The organism is Daejeonella sp. (assembly GCF_036405355.1).
GTDB lineage: Bacteria > Bacteroidota > Bacteroidia > Sphingobacteriales > Sphingobacteriaceae > Daejeonella.
Genome location: NZ_DASWXT010000120.1, coordinates 24,034 through 40,455, shown reverse-complemented (window position 1 = coordinate 40,455; position 16,422 = coordinate 24,034). Strand labels below are relative to the sequence as shown.

General features: G+C 39.8%; 17 protein-coding genes, 1 tRNA gene and 1 pseudogene. 9 read left to right on the top strand and 10 right to left on the bottom strand.

Annotation, left to right across the window (positions count from 1 at the left end; all coding sequences use genetic code 11):
• Window positions 1-315, top strand: a pseudogene (locus VGE44_RS14700) (DUF3575 domain-containing protein); the annotation flags it as partial.
• A gap of 83 nt (window positions 316-398) precedes the next feature.
• Window positions 399-899, top strand: a complete 501-nt coding sequence (locus VGE44_RS14695; protein ID WP_331080459.1) for a hypothetical protein — start codon at window positions 399-401, stop codon at window positions 897-899.
• A 201-nt stretch (window positions 900-1,100) separates the two neighbouring features.
• Here VGE44_RS14695 and VGE44_RS14690 read toward each other — a convergent pair whose 3' ends face one another.
• The 4 genes from VGE44_RS14690 to VGE44_RS14675 form a co-directional block, all read right to left on the bottom strand.
• Complete coding sequence (locus VGE44_RS14690; RefSeq protein WP_331080457.1) at window positions 1,101-1,892, bottom strand: (Fe-S)-binding protein; 792 nt, start codon at window positions 1,890-1,892, stop codon at window positions 1,101-1,103.
• A 96-nt stretch (window positions 1,893-1,988) separates the two neighbouring features.
• Window positions 1,989-3,290 (bottom strand): (Fe-S)-binding protein, encoded by a 1,302-nt coding sequence (locus VGE44_RS14685; protein WP_331080455.1) that lies wholly within the window; start codon window positions 3,288-3,290, stop codon window positions 1,989-1,991.
• Window positions 3,291-3,717: 427 nt separating this feature from the next.
• Entirely contained in the window at window positions 3,718-5,892 is a 2,175-nt protein-coding gene (locus tag VGE44_RS14680; protein WP_331080453.1) for a DUF5916 domain-containing protein, read from the bottom strand.
• A 109-nt stretch (window positions 5,893-6,001) separates the two neighbouring features.
• Window positions 6,002-6,883, bottom strand: a complete 882-nt coding sequence (locus VGE44_RS14675) for a bestrophin family protein (protein WP_331080451.1) — start codon at window positions 6,881-6,883, stop codon at window positions 6,002-6,004.
• A gap of 302 nt (window positions 6,884-7,185) precedes the next feature.
• Between VGE44_RS14675 and yiaK the strand changes: the two genes are divergently transcribed.
• Window positions 7,186-8,169 carry a 3-dehydro-L-gulonate 2-dehydrogenase gene (gene yiaK, locus VGE44_RS14670; RefSeq protein ID WP_331080449.1) on the top strand — a complete coding sequence of 328 codons (984 nt, stop codon included), beginning with the start codon at window positions 7,186-7,188 and terminating at the stop codon, window positions 8,167-8,169.
• A gap of 124 nt (window positions 8,170-8,293) precedes the next feature.
• Here the strand turns inward: yiaK and VGE44_RS14665 are convergent, their stop codons facing one another.
• Window positions 8,294-9,106: a ZIP family metal transporter gene (locus VGE44_RS14665; protein ID WP_331080447.1), complete on the bottom strand. Its 813-nt coding sequence runs from the start codon at window positions 9,104-9,106 to the stop codon at window positions 8,294-8,296.
• Window positions 9,107-9,406: 300 nt separating this feature from the next.
• On the opposite strand from VGE44_RS14665, the gene VGE44_RS14660 reads away from it, so the two are divergent.
• Both VGE44_RS14660 and VGE44_RS14655 read left to right on the top strand, forming a co-directional pair.
• Window positions 9,407-9,835 carry a hypothetical protein gene (locus VGE44_RS14660; protein ID WP_331080445.1) on the top strand — a complete coding sequence of 143 codons (429 nt, stop codon included), beginning with the start codon at window positions 9,407-9,409 and terminating at the stop codon, window positions 9,833-9,835.
• 776 nt (window positions 9,836-10,611) lie between these two features.
• A tRNA-Phe gene (locus VGE44_RS14655) sits at window positions 10,612-10,684 on the top strand.
• A 153-nt stretch (window positions 10,685-10,837) separates the two neighbouring features.
• On the opposite strand, the gene VGE44_RS14650 is transcribed toward VGE44_RS14655, so the two are convergent.
• Together VGE44_RS14650 and VGE44_RS14645 are read right to left on the bottom strand one after the other, a co-directional pair.
• Window positions 10,838-11,899 carry an XRE family transcriptional regulator gene (locus VGE44_RS14650; RefSeq protein WP_331080443.1) on the bottom strand — a complete coding sequence of 354 codons (1,062 nt, stop codon included), beginning with the start codon at window positions 11,897-11,899 and terminating at the stop codon, window positions 10,838-10,840.
• 75 nt (window positions 11,900-11,974) lie between these two features.
• The gene (locus VGE44_RS14645) at window positions 11,975-12,604 is read right to left on the bottom strand and encodes a hypothetical protein (protein ID WP_331080441.1); all 630 of its coding nucleotides are present in this window, start codon (window positions 12,602-12,604) and stop codon (window positions 11,975-11,977) included.
• 416 nt (window positions 12,605-13,020) lie between these two features.
• Between VGE44_RS14645 and VGE44_RS14640 the strand changes: the two genes are divergently transcribed.
• Together VGE44_RS14640 and VGE44_RS14635 are read left to right on the top strand one after the other, a co-directional pair.
• Window positions 13,021-13,398, top strand: coding sequence for a hypothetical protein (locus VGE44_RS14640; RefSeq protein ID WP_331080439.1), 378 nt, complete (start codon window positions 13,021-13,023; stop codon window positions 13,396-13,398).
• A gap of 9 nt (window positions 13,399-13,407) precedes the next feature.
• The gene (locus tag VGE44_RS14635; protein ID WP_331080437.1) at window positions 13,408-13,941 is read left to right on the top strand and encodes a hypothetical protein; all 534 of its coding nucleotides are present in this window, start codon (window positions 13,408-13,410) and stop codon (window positions 13,939-13,941) included.
• A 30-nt stretch (window positions 13,942-13,971) separates the two neighbouring features.
• Here the strand turns inward: VGE44_RS14635 and VGE44_RS14630 are convergent, their stop codons facing one another.
• Window positions 13,972-14,190 (bottom strand): hypothetical protein, encoded by a 219-nt coding sequence (locus VGE44_RS14630; RefSeq protein ID WP_331080435.1) that lies wholly within the window; start codon window positions 14,188-14,190, stop codon window positions 13,972-13,974.
• On the bottom strand, window positions 14,190-14,369 hold the full coding sequence (locus VGE44_RS14625) for a hypothetical protein (protein WP_331080433.1): 180 nt from the start codon (window positions 14,367-14,369) through the stop codon (window positions 14,190-14,192). Before VGE44_RS14625 ends, VGE44_RS14630 begins: the two co-directional genes overlap by 1 nt.
• Before the next feature lie 293 nt (window positions 14,370-14,662).
• On the opposite strand from VGE44_RS14625, the gene VGE44_RS14620 reads away from it, so the two are divergent.
• Window positions 14,663-15,001, top strand: a complete 339-nt coding sequence (locus VGE44_RS14620; RefSeq protein ID WP_331080431.1) for a hypothetical protein — start codon at window positions 14,663-14,665, stop codon at window positions 14,999-15,001.
• Window positions 14,992-15,423, top strand: a complete 432-nt coding sequence (locus VGE44_RS14615; protein WP_331080428.1) for a hypothetical protein — start codon at window positions 14,992-14,994, stop codon at window positions 15,421-15,423. The genes VGE44_RS14620 and VGE44_RS14615 overlap by 10 nt, the downstream gene beginning before the upstream one ends.
• A gap of 149 nt (window positions 15,424-15,572) precedes the next feature.
• On the opposite strand, the gene VGE44_RS14610 is transcribed toward VGE44_RS14615, so the two are convergent.
• Window positions 15,573-16,319: a hypothetical protein gene (locus VGE44_RS14610; protein WP_331080426.1), complete on the bottom strand. Its 747-nt coding sequence runs from the start codon at window positions 16,317-16,319 to the stop codon at window positions 15,573-15,575.
• Window positions 16,320-16,422 lie beyond the last annotated feature (103 nt).

Sequence of the window (16,422 nt, the reverse complement as noted above, 5' to 3'; positions counted from 1 at the left end):
CAAACTATGCCTCTTAGTGGTAAGTTGAACACCTTTACCGGAGGTTTATTACTGGGCGCACAATGGAAGTTGGGAGGAAGAGTTTACCTCGACTGGTGGATGCTTGGCCCGCAATATGGTTCATCAGATGGTAAACTTGATGGAAAGAAAACACTGAATGCTCAGGAACAACAGGAATTAAGAAACGAACTGCAGGATATTGATATTCCATTTGCTGAAACAACAACAACCGTTGATGCTAATGGCGCCAGATTGGATATAAAAGGTCCCTGGGCCGGTTTGAGAGCCGGTTTATGTCTTGGAATCCGCTTCTAATCGATTTTTATTTAAAGAAATGCGGATTTTTCTTAAAATCCGGCATTTCTTTTTAATTTAAACAAGAATTTGCTTTCTTGTTCATGTATACTGGGTTCAAAAGTACTTTAAAGAGGGTTTATCTTCTCTTTATTCTTGCAGGATGGTTTATGATTTTTGGCAGTGCCACAGCAGGGGCTGACGAAGAACTGCGTCAACTTGCATTACGTACTCAGGTAAAACTAAATACTCTCCATAATGCTGAGCCAGAATCAGCAAAGATCAGGCAATTTGAGTTGCTTTTGAACGAAGAAGGTTTTCTGAGATACCGCCGGACCTATACTAACGGTAAACAGGAATATTATTCTTTCAATCTGATGCGCATCAAATCCATTGATTACCTCGGGAATACTTTATCAGGAGATCTGTCAATTCAAACACTGGAAGATGATGTAATCGTGCAAACATTTAACGACCGAAGTGGTAACGTCGATTCGATGGCTACCCATTTTCGCCTTCCATTAAATAGTGTTGAGGCTGAAGATCTTGCATCTCTCCATAATGACCTGCTCGAAATGAAGCGGCTTCTGGACCGCAATAAGTGAGGGATACTCTGAAATTATTTTTTAATTATACCCCTTTATGGGTATTTCTATTCTGGTTGGGGAACTGTAAATTCGGTTGCTTTAAACTCTAATCAGATTTAATACCTTAAAAAGCGATTATTAAGGATTGGATTGGTTAACTTTTATTAATTTGAAGGTACTTTCTAAATTGAAAGTACCTTTTTTTATTATATCCGAAGTTTATAGTCCGTTTGCTCTTGCGGTAATTTCGGCAATATCCAGTACCTTGACTTCCTGCTCTTTATTATAGTTCTTTACTCCATCACTCAGCATGGTCATGCAAAAAGGGCAGGAGGATGCTACTATATTAGGATTCAGTGCCAATGCCTCGTCGATTCGTTCAATATTGATATCTTTTTTTCCTTTTTCTGGCTCTTTGAACATTTGAGCACCACCGGCACCACAGCATAGACCGTTTGATTTACAGCGTTTCATTTCAACAAGATCGGCATCCAGAATTTCAAGAGCTTTTCGGGGTGCCTCATATACATTATTGGCTCTGCCCAGATAACAGGGATCGTGGAAGGTGATTTTTTTCCCTTTGAACGACCCTCCGCCCTCTGCTTTTAATTTGCCTTCATCTATCAGTTGCTGTATGAGCTGTGAATGATGGATCACCTCATAATTGCCGCCCAATCCTGGGTATTCATTTCTCAGGGTGTTAAAACAATGCGGACATCCGGTTACTATCTTTTTGATATTGTACCCATCCAGAACCTGGATATTACTCATAGCCTGCATCTGAAAAAGAAATTCATTTCCAGCACGTTTGGCCGGATCTCCGGTACAGCTTTCTTCTGTACCCAGAACTGCAAATTTAATTCCTACATGCTGCAAAATTTTGCAGATATCCCGCGTAATTTTCTGTGCCCGTTCATCAAAACTGCCTGCACACCCAACCCAGAATAAAATCTCCGGATTCTCACCTTTTGCAGCCATTTCGGCCATTGTTGGAACTGTTAATTTGTCCATTTTTTTTAGTTATGAGCTATCAGCTATGAGCTATGAGCTTTCAGTTTCCTATTCGTTTTTCCTATTCGTTATTTCCTATTCCCCATTCCCCATTCCCTATTTCTCCTCCGCCCAATTCATCCTATCCACCGCCGCATATTTCCATGGAGCACCATTATTCTCTACATTTCCGAACATCGCATTGATACTCGCAGGAGCCTGTGATTCTTCCATCACTGCAAATCTTCGCAGTTCTACGATAATGGAAAGCGGGTCAATATTTACCGGACAGGCATCGGTACAGGCATTGCAGGTCGTGCAGGCCCAGATTTCTTCTCTGGAAATATAGCTGTCTAATAAAGATTTTCCATCCTGATGATCCTTGCCATGCTTATCAATGTTTTTTCCAATTTCTTCCATCCGGTCGCGGGTATCCATCATGATCTTGCGAGGTGAAAGCAGCTTACCTGTAATATTTGCCGGGCATACGGAAGTGCATCGTCCACATTCAGTACAGGTATAAGCATCCATTAAATTTTTCCAGCTCAGGTCGCCGATATCTTTGGCACCGAAACGCCCGCCTTCAGGTACAGGCTCGGGAGTATACGCTGGATCCAGCATTGCTTTGACCTCATTGCTCACAGAAGCCATATTAGTAAATTCTCCTTTAGGCTCCAGATTTGAATAATAGGTATTCGGGAAAGCCAGAATGATATGGAAATGTTTGGAGTAGGGCAGGTAGTTTAAAAATGCAAAAATTCCGATGATATGGAACCACCAGCAGGATCGTTCGATAGCAATCAATGCAGTTTCTGAATCGGGCAGGAGTGGAACAAGAAAACTGCTTACGGGGAAAGATCCTGCATTAATATAATGTAAAGCACCTATTTGCTGAAGTTTATAATCAGCCGCATTCATGGTTAAAAATGCACCCATTAATAGAACTTCCACTATCAGAATAATATTTGCATCAGAGCGGGGCCATTTGCCCATTTCAGTGCCGCTAAAACGTTTTAAGTGAACAATATTCCTGCGCGCAAAGAAAACGATGACCCCGATCAATACCAGTGCTGCCAGCACTTCGAAAGAGGCGATCAGAACATTGTAGAGTCCGCCCAGGGGGGCTGCAAAAATGCGGTGCGTTCCAAAGAGCCCGTCGATGATGATTTCAAGTACCTCAAGATTTATAATTACAAAGCCAATATAAACAAAGAGGTGTAATACAAAAGCTACCGGACGTTTAGCCATTTTCGACTGGCCGAAAGCTACCTTTAGCATAATAGCCAGGCGTTCTGATGGCCGGTCTGAACGATCAAGAGGTCTGCCCAGATTAATATTCCGGATAATCTTGCGCACGTTCAGACTGAAAAGTGCGATAGCTGCTGCAGCAATGATCAAAAAAAGGATTTGTAGAACCATATGCTTATAGGTTAATAGGTAAAAATAAACATTATCCTTTAAATCAATTACTATGCAAGCATAATATTTTTTTATTTGCTCATTTTTTAGCTTTTAACTTTCTGCCATTAGCTTTATGCTTTTAGAATGGAGTTCTAATCGCAAATGGTCCTTTTGCAGTGCTGCTGTCCCAATGAAAAACAGCACCGGGTAAAATAAACCTTGCCGTAGGATGTAGCTTCCGGCTATTCGTAATTTGAAATAAAACGCGATTTCATGCCGGAACTACTCCGGAGGAAAGGGCTGAACTTGCCTATAACACACAGGTACTGGTTTCCAAAATCAAATTAATTAGCTCCAGAGATCTATCTGAACAATTATATGCCTGTCTATTTACCTTCCTTAAATCGAATTCAGAAAATTATTATTTCAGATGATGCTTATTATTCTAATTCCACCAATACGTAAATTTCAGCACCAGGGCACGGTTCCGTATGGCAAATGGAGAGGGGTAATAATTGTCGGTAAACACAAGAAATAGATCGCTTGCCGGCTTATACCGCCATTGAAAGCGGGTATTTACATTCAGGTTCTTCTGCTGGTTGTTGTACTGAATGAAGGTGGTAAAAAACAGTTTATTACTGAAGGTAACATCAGTCCGGGGACCAACAAGCCATAAATTGGTTGTACCCCAGGGTTGAGGCAAAACGATATGGTTATAGCTGGTGCTCATCGCTATGTTGACATAGGGCTGAAAGCGGTAGCCAAGGTCTGCCGTTAGATTCAAACGGGTTCCATCAGCAAAATAGCCCCCATACTGACCTGAAAAAGAGTAGGTATAAAGTTTCTGTGGCTTGGAGAAGTAATTTGCTCCCCAGGTATTCCATGAATGCTCTGTTCCGGTGCTTAAACTGCCTTTTCCTGTGTTTATCGGGTCAAAAGGTCGGAGCAAACGAATGAAATTATCGGAAGTCCATACCTCAAATGTGCTCTGGTTCCGGTGTGTGAATTTATAATTGAATGAGGTTTCATTATCTGTCTGACTGAAAGATTTGTTAAAATAAAGTGTTGAGCTCAAAATCGGCCCGTGGTTCAATATTTTACCAGCTTTCGGGAAGAACAGATAACTGATTTTAGGATTCAGTTTGATGTAATTAATACGGGGTACATAACCAACTTCTGCGGTATAATTTTCGCCCACATATTCATGCTGCCAACTCAGGAGCCATTTTTTACTGCTGTATTGCAGGTTGGCGGCATGCACGAGGTCATCACTGTTTTTAACAGGCCCGAACGACTTGACAAACATTGATTTCCCTGTCCAGAGGTTATTGGTTGAAGCAAGATTGTATTCCAGTCCGACATTCCGGTTAAAGGCATTATAGGCCGGTTTCCCGGGATGCATCGCCGGGTCATAATTAAGTGATTGCTTGTTTACGAACATAAAGCGGATGTTGGAGCGCGAGAATACTCTTCGTTGCAAGGCAAGAACCGCAAAATTCTGAGCGGGAAGTCCCGTTTCATCCATACTTTTGGTCTGCATATCCATCGCTCCGATACGCCATTTCTTATTCAGACTACCACTCAGGCGAGCCCCAAATTCGATAGGTACCCCCAGTCCGATTCTTCGCGAAAAGAATGGCCTGATTGTAGAATAGCCGAAATTTGCAAAGAGATCAGCATTTTCGAGAAAGAATTGCCGGCGTTCAGGGAAGAAGAGTTCGAAACGATCCAGGTTAGTGACCTGTTTATCCACTTCAATCTGTGAAAAATCAGGGTTTACCGTAAGATCCAGATTTAAAGATGAAGTAATACCGATTTTTGCATCAGCACCAATATCCCTTTTAAATTTAGTACTGGTATTGTTCTCATAATCTTTGGTTAATCCTCCTAAAACATAAGGAATTACAGAGATATTGGTTCCGGCTTCAGGCGGCGGATTATCCCAGATCAGATTTCCGGTATAAGCCAGTGAGGCCACATTAAACTGTCTTGGAATTTTTGCCCAGGCCGATTTTTCGGGAGCCTTGATATCTAATCTGGCGAAATTAATTCCCCAGTTTTGGATACCTTTTTTATAACGGATTGATTTAAAGGGTATAGCGGCCTCAAAAACCCAGCGATCGGCATAATGCTTCACCTCCGAATACCATTTATTGTCCCAGCTCAGGTCGTAGCCATTGCTATTGAATATAAGACCATCCCATTGTGCACCAGCAGCATTCACACCAAAGGTAAATCCATTGGTCTGGTCGTCGAATGGATCTACAATAAGCAAAAAATTATCATTTTTGGTGTAGGAAAAATCCCGTCTCAGCGATTCAACTGCATAATTTGTATTTGGCTTGGGTTCATAACAGATCGCAGAAATATAAAGATTATGCTGGTCGTAGGTCATGCGAACAGTAGTTCTGACTTGTGCATAACTGGTGTCCATCGGACTAACCATAAAAAAGTTAGCAGCCGAATCCCTTACATTCCAGGCTTCCTCGTCTATAAAACCATCGATTACGATAGGAAGTTTGGTTTCAGAAATATGAAGTTTGTAGGCGCTGTTTATTTTTTGGGAATAAAGTTGGGTGCCGGAAAAAATACAAAGTATGAACAGGAATAAATATCTCAAAACAACAAATAGTATAGCGGTTAAATCCCCAGGGAATTGGGTTAAAATTAACAAAAAAGAGCAGATACCTGATGATATTTAATTACATAAAATCAATTAATTCCGCTATCTAGTGTATTATTTCTGCAACATGTTTCCTGATATTTTCGCCAATTTTATCAATAGGGAGATCGTCAGGGTCAATCCCGAATGGATCTTCAATTGATTCAGCAATTAACTCCAGTGAGGCCATTACATAAAAGATGAAGGGTACTGCTGCGATGACGAAATAGCCCATTGAAAAAACGAAACCAACCGGAAGAGTAAGTACATAAATGAAGATGAACTTTTTTATAAATGAGCTGTAAGACATTGGGATAGGGGTATTCTTTATCCGTTCACAAGCCCCACATACATCAGCCAGGGTATTCAGTTCAGTATTGATCACAATCAACTGGTCGCCGCTGATTACCCCATCCTGATACAGATTATTGCTGCGGCTAAAGATCATTGAGGCTACCTGATTGGGGCCATGTTTCTGTACATCGAGTGTTTCAAATTCGGGATGTTCAATCTCATCCAGCATGAACCGGGTTTTGTTGGAGCGAAGGTGTTCGAATAGGGTATCTGCAAACAAAGGAATCGCTTTTTTATAGAAACTGCGGTTCACGCGGTCATCCGGCTTAAGAAATGCGTTCATCTTTATAGCGAGCATCCGGCTTATATTGGTCAGTGTTCCCCATTGTTTACGGGCTTCCCACCAACGATCGTATGCCGTATTTGTTCGGAATACCAGTAAAATAGACATTACAAAACCTAAGAGATTATGGACGATGGTGATATTTTTTACCCAGCTAACATCCGAAAGCTTGATATATTCCAGCTCCAGATAAGCAATACCTGCAGAATATGCAGCCAGAGCTAGTATAAGCGGAAATAACTTCCGGGCTGTATCAGACTTATGTAGATAAAAGGTTGCGTAGAACCAGTCTTTTGGATTATAAACGATCATATCGCAAATTAAGGAAATGAAAGGGGATTTAGGAAATTAGCAAATTAGAGAATTAGCAAATGAGGGACAATTTGTCGATTTGTTGATTTGTCCATTTGTCGATATGGGAAAGACTTACGAAATCACCTGGGGGAGCGGAAAGAAGATTTCGTCAGTCGCAAATGGGGACCCGATAGCTATCGGGTAGGGAATAGGAATTGACTCTTAATGTCCTAACCAACAACTAACAACCAACAACTAACCAACTACCAAATATTCACAAAAAACCTGCAAATTTGCTTGAGAGGGTAAATAAAGAAATTATGAAAGTCCCATTTACAGATCTGAAAAAGGAGTTTAAACGAGTCTTACTCAGCCTCTCATTTACTGAAGAAAAAGCTGAATTATGTGCCACCATCTTTGCCGGAAATAGCAGGGATGGGGTGTATTCCCATGGTTTAAACCGTTTTTCTGCATTTGTTAATACAGTAAAAGAAGGGGCAGTTGATATCCACGCGGAGCCCGGCTTTGTTGAATCATATGGTATGATTGAGATATGGGATGGTAATTCGGGTGCTGGGATGTACAATGCAACAAAGGCGATGAACAGGGCAATTGAGCTTGCTAAAACCAATGGGATTGGTTGCCTGGCTATGCGGAACACAAATCATTGGATGCGCGGTGGAACTTATGGCTGGCAGGCCGCAGATGCAGGTTGTATCGGCATCTGTTTTACAAATACAATGGCCAATATGCCACCCTGGGGAGGTAAAGAACCCCGTTTGGGGAACAATCCTTTGATTATTGCCGTTCCTCGTACAGAGGGTCATATCGTGCTTGATATGGCTATGTCTCAATTCTCCTATGGTAAGTTACAGCAAAGCAGTTTGAAAAAGGAAGAATTGCCGGTTTACGGTGGCTATGATGAGGAGGGGAATTTAACCAATGATCCTTCGGCAATAATAAAATCCAGAAGAGCCTTGCCTATTGGTTATTGGAAGGGATCTGGTTTGGCTTTTATTCTGGATGTCTTGCTTACTGCAATCAGTGGGGGAAAGTCCACAGCAGCGATTAATTCTACTGTTAAAGAATCCGGGGTGTCCCAGTTTTTCCTGTGTTTATACAAGAGTGATTACAATCAAATGCTTATTGATGAGATCATCAGGTATACAAAATCAAGTGCTCCGGCAGGACCTGGTGGGCATATCAGCTATCCGGGAGAAAATACACTGGCGACGCGCAGAATGAATGAGCTGAATGGTATTCCGGTGGATAAAAGAATATGGGAAGAGCTTTTGAAAATGTAAGAAAGCTTTCGCAAAGACGCAGAGACGCAAAACATGTCATATAAAAAGTATGATTTTATGCAGTCTGTAGCACTTTGCGTTTTAGGGGGTAAAATCTGAAAATCTAAAGGATAAAGAAGGAAATCTATCCCAAAGCAACATCCAGCAGCATCATTAATGCAAATCCTGTCATCACGCCAATGCTGGATAGATCAGTCTCGCCACCGGTTTGGGATTCAGGTATCAATTCTTCAACAACAACAAAGATCATCGCACCGGCTGCAAAAGATAGGGCATATGGAAGGATGGGAGTGATTGTAACAACGAGATAAGCTCCCAGAACTCCAGCCAGAGGTTCTACCATTCCTGATAACTGTCCGTATAAAAATGCCTTTCTTCTCGACAAACCTTCACGTCGTAGCGGAACCGAAACCGCAGTGCCTTCAGGGAAGTTCTGCAAACCAATTCCAATAGCCAGAACAACAGCACCCGAAAGTACGCCTAAATCCGGATTGTTGGTTAAGGCTCCAAAGGCCACTCCAATAGCTAATCCCTCGGGAATATTGTGTAGTGTAATCGCGAGCACTAATAAAATACTCCTATCCCATGAGGTTTTAATTCCTTCTGATTTATCGATGGACAATCTGGAATGCAAGTGCGGCAATATTTTATCGATCAGCAGGATAAATGCACCGCCTGCTAAAAAACCGGTAACAGCAGGCAGCCAGGGATATTGGGAGTCCTTTTCCATTTCTATTGCAGGAGCCAGGAGCGACCAGTAACTGGCGGCAATCATAACCCCTGCGGCAAAGCCCAGCATTAAATTCAGAACTCTCCTGTTTATTGTTTTGAAAAAAAAGACGAGTGAAGCTCCTAAAGCAGTAACTGCCCAGGTAAAAAGCGTCGCCATGAAGGCTAAAAATATGGGGTTATAGTCGAGTAACCAGCTGATATCCATTCGTAATGCTGCACAAATTTATTGTGAAAATATTAAAAGATCATGGAGCATCAAAAATTAAAAAACGGGTGGACAGAGACTGCTGAACTTGTACAAAAGCCCACCCATCACATTTTTATATCATTCCGTCACATTTATTATTAGTTGAGGTAAGAGCTGGCTAACATTGTTCCATGATGAAACACAATGGATAAGAACGATGAAACGATCTTCTAGCGGAATAAGCTAAGCAGCGAGCTCCTGATATAACCGATGGCAAATTTAAAATCTAAACTTAAGCACAATTAAACTTCATGAATTATGAAATTATTAATCTTAATCTTCTCTTTACTGTTTTCAGCAGTTGATGAGGGATATGCGCAATGCGGCAAAAATATACGCCTGACTTCTTCAAAGACCATTCACATGGATCGAAATGGGATTATAACCCGAACAGAAGTTGAAAGATCTGTTGTTGAGATCAACGAATTGCTGATTACGATAAACGTCAGGGATGAATCTAAAACAGAATGTAATATAAAATCGATTGAATGTAACTGGGATATTCCATTCAAAAAGGGCAAAACACTAATTAAAGCAACAATAACTACCGGCGATGGAGAGCTTAAGAATGTAGTACTTACTATTCAAGGCATCGATGGACAATTATTTCTTTTATCTGAAATGGAAGACCAGGCTGACAAATTAGTAAAAGTCATCATCGATACGTTCGAGGAGGGGTTTAAATAACAGCTCTTTGGCAGAGCAAAGGAAGAAAATCCTTGTGTCGCTGGTTCGTCCCGATAGCTATCGGGACCAGTTGTTGCACAAAAGATACAAGGATAGTTTTTCAGTTTAAACTGAGGTTCAGTCTTTTGTGCCTTATGGCCACAGAACACGAGAACAAATATTTATAGCTGGAAGTAAATCCTAACAGAAATTTTCAAATATTATTTTCTTAAACGAAAAAAGACAAACATTTGCTTCCCGAACAAAACGGGTATGGTCCGGGACCATAGCTCTTTGGCAGAGCAAAGGAAAAAAATCCTTGTGTCGCTGGTTTGTCCCGATAGCTATCGGGACCAGCTGGTACCGATTAAGACCTATTCCATTGTAAACTGATGTTCAGTACTTTGTACCTGGTTACATCAGATCATGAAAACAATTAATAATTCAAGAAAATATATCATGAGAGAAATTTCAAATATTATTTTCTGAAACGAAAAAAGACAAACATTTGCTTCCCGAACAAAACGGGTATGGTCCGGTACCATAGCTCTTTGGTAGAGCAAAGGAAGAAAATCCTTGTGTCGCTGGTTCGTCCCGATAGCTATCGGGACCAGCTGGTACCGATTAAGACCTATTCCATTGTAAACTGATGTTCAGTACTTTGTACCTGGTTACATCATATCATGAAAACAATTAATAATTCATGAAAATATATCATGAGAGAAATTTTCAAATATTATTTTCTGAAACGAAAAAAGAAACTACATTTGCAGTCCCGAACAAAACGGGTATGGTCCGGTACCATAGCTCAGTTGGTAGAGCAAAGGACTGAAAATCCTTGTGTCGCTGGTTCGATTCCAGCTGGTACCACTTGAAAATAATGAAACCGGCTAATTCTTAATGAGTTAGCCGGTTTTTTATTTAGGAGGGTGTAAATTGTGGTGCAGTTATTGGGCAATCAAATAGCCCAGATTCTAAGAAAAATCAGGAGAGATAGTACTTAATCTCACCTGATTTGATCAGTTATATGGCGATTTGAAGCCTTCTAACATTGTCTCTTACTAAAAATCGACTAAAGTCCTCTTCATTAATTGTTAATGATTTCATCAATTCATCTTTGGTGTAACCCATGTCGTTTAAGTATGAGTCTACCATTTTTTTTAAGATTTTAGGTTCATCTAAAGGAACATCTGTCTTTTCAGACTTTCTTTCATTGTATCTGCTTAACTCAATCATTAGATGTGTGTACTTATCTTTAGTGATACATCCCAGATCAGAGGCTCGACGAATGATTGCACTTTTTGAAACGTTCCAGTAATTTTTTAAATCTGTCAACTTCGAATACGTCAATCGGTACAGATCTGAAATACATTCGTCTGCAGGCATGAGGAATTCTGATGCAAACCGATTCGCTTCGTTTTCTACATTTCTATATGGATCTGTATCTGAAAAAGGAATATGGCATATAATGTGACATAATTCGTGTGCAATAGTAAATCGCTTTCGATAATTCGGCATTTTGCCATTTACTACTATAACTCTTGTTCCGGCAGCAGTAATAATGGTTGTACCATCAAACTTATCAGGACATTCACTAAGGAAATAAACTATAATGCCCCTCTTTTCAAGAACATTAATTAAAGCATCAATTGGACCTTTAGAAATGCCAAAGAAAATCCGAATACGTTTAGCGATAGTTTCAGGGGTGTTGGTGTGTTCAATTTCGATCTCCGGAATTACAAAATCAGGGATATCAATCTCGGCCAGCATATCATTGAGCCAAAGACGTAGGAGATTAAAATTAGCTTCAAGTTCATATTGTTTCTTTTTTGGCAGCGTTGCCTTTTTTCTGTAAAAATACTCCACTTGAGTACCTTTTGGTTCTGGCCTTTTGAAAAAATCTAAAGGGAAATTTAAAGTATTTGCGATTTCGCTGATTTGTTCTTCATTTACATTTATTATCCCTTTTTCCATTCGTGAATAATTAGCCTGGCTAATTCTGTCAAGCTGATTTGCCAGCTCGGCTTGGGTCAAACCTCGTGCCTCACGGCCGAGGATTAACATTTTAGGGTTAATGGTTTCCATTTGGTTTGGTTATTTGATTCTCTTATTTTCAAGGTATTATTATAAAGGGAGGGAGGGCTCCTTTTATAATACAGGTTATCCTGTTTTTTTGATGTTTTTAGCTTTAGGTTTAACATCTAACCCTGTATCATCTGTTTCTATTGTTGTGGATGATCTCACTGTTAAACTACTTCCGGCAAGTCTTTGTAAATTAGTAGACCATTGCACCTCTTGATTTTCGATTTTCACAGCATTAATGCTTTTGATCGCGTCCCAAGTGGGATCTATTACATAGCCTACATGAAGTATCTCAGGCTCACCAGGGAAGTTAAGCTTACTTTGCCCGGTAAGCATTAAACTATTACCCGTAGGAACATTGGACGGTCTGCCGTATTTGTCCAATTTTTTGAACAGAATAACATAACCTTCTAAAAATAGTCCAAATCTGTTATACCTTAAAGGCTTAACATTCGTTCCAAACGCCTCGGTGACCCTGCCTTTTATTTGCTCATTCATCCTGTTAGACTTCGACAAATGATTTAAAAAAGCAGGATTTCTACCATTCAGTTCATCTTTCATCGCAATGAAAGCTGACTCTATAGCTATTACCAAAGTAGGTAAGTGGCTCTTCATAACGTTTTCGAACCTTTCTTGGTTCTTTTTTCGTATGGAATCTTCATCGTCACTATTGTGATCCTGAAATAATTTGTACACATTTGTGCCCATAATTATTATATTTAATTATTGTTATTAAAAAGCTACCGTTCGAGCAGTAGCATTAATTATCACCAGAATTCAAAGAACTAAGCTGTACACCCCCCTGTACGGCTTTTTTTGTACTCATATTACAAAAATAATCATTTAAGAATTAAAAAACAATAAATGTTGGAATTAAATTTCAATAAAAGTTGTATTATTTAGTTGTTAAGATTGCGGGAATTTGAGCAATGTGCCTGATGAGTCATAAATCCCCCTGGTTGTTTTAGTGATTAAAGTGTTTAAAACTTCTTTTTCATTTATTTCCTTTCCCGAGTAACTTGTGTTCTTGACTACAAAAACATAATAAATAGAATGAAATAATTACGGCAGGACAAGCACATAGATTTGTTCACGTAGGGAAGACCTTGCTTAAACCCAATTATATGATGGAAAAAGGATACAGAAAAGGTGAAATAATTCTTTACAAGGGCAATGATACCTGGTCCCAGTTTGTAGAGGAAACAGACGAGGGGGTAAAAATATATGATGGACTAAAATACTTTTTCTGTGATTTAGATGAAATTGAAAAGGCAATCCTTCCTTTAGCTCTGGATGGCTTAGGCTTTAGATTAATCGTGAACCGCAAAAATGGTACAGAAGCATATCGATACAGGAAGTTTAAAATTTCTCTTATTAATGATAAATATTTTATTAATGGCCAAGAGGTGAATTTTGTTTCCGATGTTCAACATGCCTTTGGCCTATTTAACCAAATCTCATTTCGCTTACATGAACTGCGTTTATCATCTATTGCTAAATAATGTTTGACAATGGAATTTAATATCACCAATCTCGACAAAGTGCTTCTGATCCAAACTCTGTATGCACATGCAGATCCTAAAGGCTTGGGAGTTGGGGAGTATCAATTTAGGGACTTGAGAAACGAAATGGTTTCCGGAATATCTATAGCGGAATGCAAAAGAATCTTAAAGGTGGCAGGCAGCGACTTCCCAGGTCGTAAGATTTTGGATTATCATAATGGAAAACCTATCAAGCTGGTTTTCCATACAAAGCCCAATGGTGAAATAATCACGGACAGTTCATCTTATGATGAAAGAAATGGGAAATTCAGGTTCTTAGAGGCTCTGTTAAATGTATTCGATCTGGAAGAGATTCTAATTACGAAAAAAGGCTATCCTGAGGGTTTCGCTAAATACATTAGTGAAACAGGTCCGGCAAGAAATGCTGATGTGCTCTTACAGATTATGAGCATGTTGAAGCATACAGATAAGGTTCAGGATCACAGAGGGACTTATTGGAAATTTAATCCGGAGAATGTAAGCTACAAGCCAGCGTTTATGTAACGCTTTACTAATGCATTGCAGCTTTACTGATTAGAAGCTTAATTCCTTCCATTCTGATCTGTATCTTACCAAATCCGCTTCAGAAACTCCATACTCTTCCATGGCTTCCGATCTGGTCATGTCTCCATCGGCAATAGCATCCAGAGCAGACCAGGTAATATGCTTCTGATCTGTTTCTTCGGAAACTTGAAACTCACTGTGCATTTTTGCAGTGAGTTCATCCGGATATGTGCTTCTCTTAGCGTTCATTATTGTTTATCTGTATTTGCGAGATCCTGCATCAATTTATCATAGCGCCTTTGGGCTGCTCGTTCATCTTTAATCAGCTGCCTGGCCATCCAATCCTTAGCCCCTTGTATTTTGAGCTGCTTTTTGGTAAGCTGCTTAGGAGTTTCAGGTTCTGACCCCTTTAAGTATACCACCATCATATTCGAGCATTTACATAAAGTTAGTGGATCTCATTCGAAAAAGCAAAGAATTGTGTTTTAGTGATTTTGAATTAAATCCAAATCACTAATTTAATTTTGTGAATTGATTCAATTTTCCTACTTTAGATATGCGAATCATTTATTAACTGAATTTCTAACTAAACATAATTTTAATCAAAGCAATTTAATTATTCACAATATTCCCAGGTGAGCGGTTTGGAGCCGTATTTCTTTTTTCTCTTGTTTAGAGTTAATAGTGGTTCGCAGCGCCTGGGATACTTTATTTATTTTTTATGCGAACCACTATTATTAAAAACCAAGCAAACGCGACAACCCCTGCTGATCAGATCAATCAGGTGTCACCTTTCCAAAGTCCCGTAGACGAATTCTTTGACTTTGTAGAACCGGAAAAGATTGAAGAAATGCTTTTTGATCTTTTTCATACCTACGTGAATCCGACTCATGAGCAAACGCTCGATGGATCAAAAGTCTCACTGAATGGGGTAGAAGTCTCAAACATCATTTTCAACATTCGCCTAATTACCAAGCTCATTTACAGCCTGGAGGCAGTCAACAATGAACTGGAGGCTGCCAGAATAGGGAAAGAGAAGGGAGACCAGCCATGTGTCTAATCCAAGGGAAGGAAAACGATTTTAGCAATCACGGCCACTTCTTAACGACTGCCAACCCTGCTAAACATGATGAGGTCACATTAGCTTCTTTTTATGCAAGGAGGCGATTCACCTCCTTTGAAAGGGTTAAGTCTAAGTCTTCAAACTTACATTATCTGATAGCTGTCAATCCTATACCAAACACGCCGGACAATTCTTTACGGCACGAATCATTTGAGATTTTCAGAGACTGGGCCATTGTCGAGACTACCGGTGAATGGCCGGCAAACCGATCGGTATTTAAGCGGTCTGAAGTGCTTATTGAATTCGTCGAGAATAACCGTTATACTCCAGGCTCACAAGGTAAGGGACACTACGTTAAGGAAGTAAAAGAGATGGCCAGGTTTAATCCCGGCTGCCTGACCGTTGCACATTGTCGTTAACAAAGCTAAGCCCCTGGTATAATCTGGGGGCTTACTTGGTCATGGCCGTTTAGCAATAAAAAAATCCGGGTAACCGTCAAGATACCCGGATTAATCGTTGCAGTCACGATCTGCGAAATTAAAGAGCGATTTAAGGTAGTGAGCCTCTGTTATTTTAGAATTACCTTTCTGAGATTAGCTCCGTTTTTATTGACATTGTAAAATGTTGCAAGCTTAAAAACGTCATCATCTGTTATATCTGCGTTGATATATTTTGTCAAAACGCTTTTTGGAATCACAATAGCAACCACTTCACCATCCTTATTTGCTATGCTGTCTGAGGAGAAATCTTTAGCCAGATACCCGCCTATGATGCAAAAGTATTTTATATCAGAAGAAGCAAGGAGTGGCTTGAGATTATATAATGACGGCAGGAGCATATTTTTGGCCACCAGATTAGCCCTCTGATCAGCATCGAGCTTAAGGGTGTTTACAGAGCTATCATAAAATATCTTAGATTGCGTAAAGGTTACTAAGCCATTAAATAAATTGAAACTGAATGGCAAATCACTTTCCTTCTTGAAATATAAGTACGGATCAGTATCACCAAATCCACTTATTTCAGCATAATAATTTTTGATTAACTCTTTATTTTTCTTGATAAGAGCATAGGCTTGCTTGTCTGCAGGATCCTTTGTTGCAGCATGGTCCAGAAGGTATAGATCAATTATTGGATCCATTACTTTTACGTGATGGGTTTCAGGATCGGAGAGTCCCATAGAAAGAGCGGTCAACGAACTGAAAAGATATTCCACCTTAATTTTCTCAGGGATCACTTGCAAGCTATTGACAGGCAAAGCAGTTTGCCCCCTAAGAAGCGTTGGCGTCAGTAAAAAAAGTATTAGTATTTTCTTCATAGTTATCAACATATTGACAGGTAACACTACTTGTGCTGACTTAAATATATCACTATTTTCATAAGATCCAATAATCGCTAATTCGGGTTTTGCAGATTCCAAT

What these genes read in the sequence shown, in the direction of transcription:
- VGE44_RS14695 (WP_331080459.1), top strand. Translation starts at nt 399, where the DNA reads ATGTATACTGGGTTCAAAAGTACTTTAAAGAGGGTTTATCTTCTCTTT.
- VGE44_RS14690 (WP_331080457.1), bottom strand. Translation starts at nt 1,892, where the DNA reads ATGGACAAATTAACAGTTCCAACAATGGCCGAAATGGCTGCAAAAGGT.
- VGE44_RS14685 (WP_331080455.1), bottom strand. Translation starts at nt 3,290, where the DNA reads ATGGTTCTACAAATCCTTTTTTTGATCATTGCTGCAGCAGCTATCGCA.
- VGE44_RS14675 (WP_331080451.1), bottom strand. Translation starts at nt 6,883, where the DNA reads ATGATCGTTTATAATCCAAAAGACTGGTTCTACGCAACCTTTTATCTA.
- yiaK (WP_331080449.1), top strand. Translation starts at nt 7,186, where the DNA reads ATGAAAGTCCCATTTACAGATCTGAAAAAGGAGTTTAAACGAGTCTTA.
- VGE44_RS14665 (WP_331080447.1), bottom strand. Translation starts at nt 9,106, where the DNA reads ATGGATATCAGCTGGTTACTCGACTATAACCCCATATTTTTAGCCTTC.
- VGE44_RS14660 (WP_331080445.1), top strand. Translation starts at nt 9,407, where the DNA reads ATGAAATTATTAATCTTAATCTTCTCTTTACTGTTTTCAGCAGTTGAT.
- VGE44_RS14650 (WP_331080443.1), bottom strand. Translation starts at nt 11,899, where the DNA reads ATGGAAACCATTAACCCTAAAATGTTAATCCTCGGCCGTGAGGCACGA.
- VGE44_RS14645 (WP_331080441.1), bottom strand. Translation starts at nt 12,604, where the DNA reads ATGGGCACAAATGTGTACAAATTATTTCAGGATCACAATAGTGACGAT.
- VGE44_RS14640 (WP_331080439.1), top strand. Translation starts at nt 13,021, where the DNA reads ATGATGGAAAAAGGATACAGAAAAGGTGAAATAATTCTTTACAAGGGC.
- VGE44_RS14635 (WP_331080437.1), top strand. Translation starts at nt 13,408, where the DNA reads ATGGAATTTAATATCACCAATCTCGACAAAGTGCTTCTGATCCAAACT.
- VGE44_RS14630 (WP_331080435.1), bottom strand. Translation starts at nt 14,190, where the DNA reads ATGAACGCTAAGAGAAGCACATATCCGGATGAACTCACTGCAAAAATG.
- VGE44_RS14625 (WP_331080433.1), bottom strand. Translation starts at nt 14,369, where the DNA reads ATGATGGTGGTATACTTAAAGGGGTCAGAACCTGAAACTCCTAAGCAG.
- VGE44_RS14620 (WP_331080431.1), top strand. Translation starts at nt 14,663, where the DNA reads ATGCGAACCACTATTATTAAAAACCAAGCAAACGCGACAACCCCTGCT.
- VGE44_RS14615 (WP_331080428.1), top strand. Translation starts at nt 14,992, where the DNA reads ATGTGTCTAATCCAAGGGAAGGAAAACGATTTTAGCAATCACGGCCAC.
- VGE44_RS14610 (WP_331080426.1), bottom strand. Translation starts at nt 16,319, where the DNA reads ATGAAGAAAATACTAATACTTTTTTTACTGACGCCAACGCTTCTTAGG.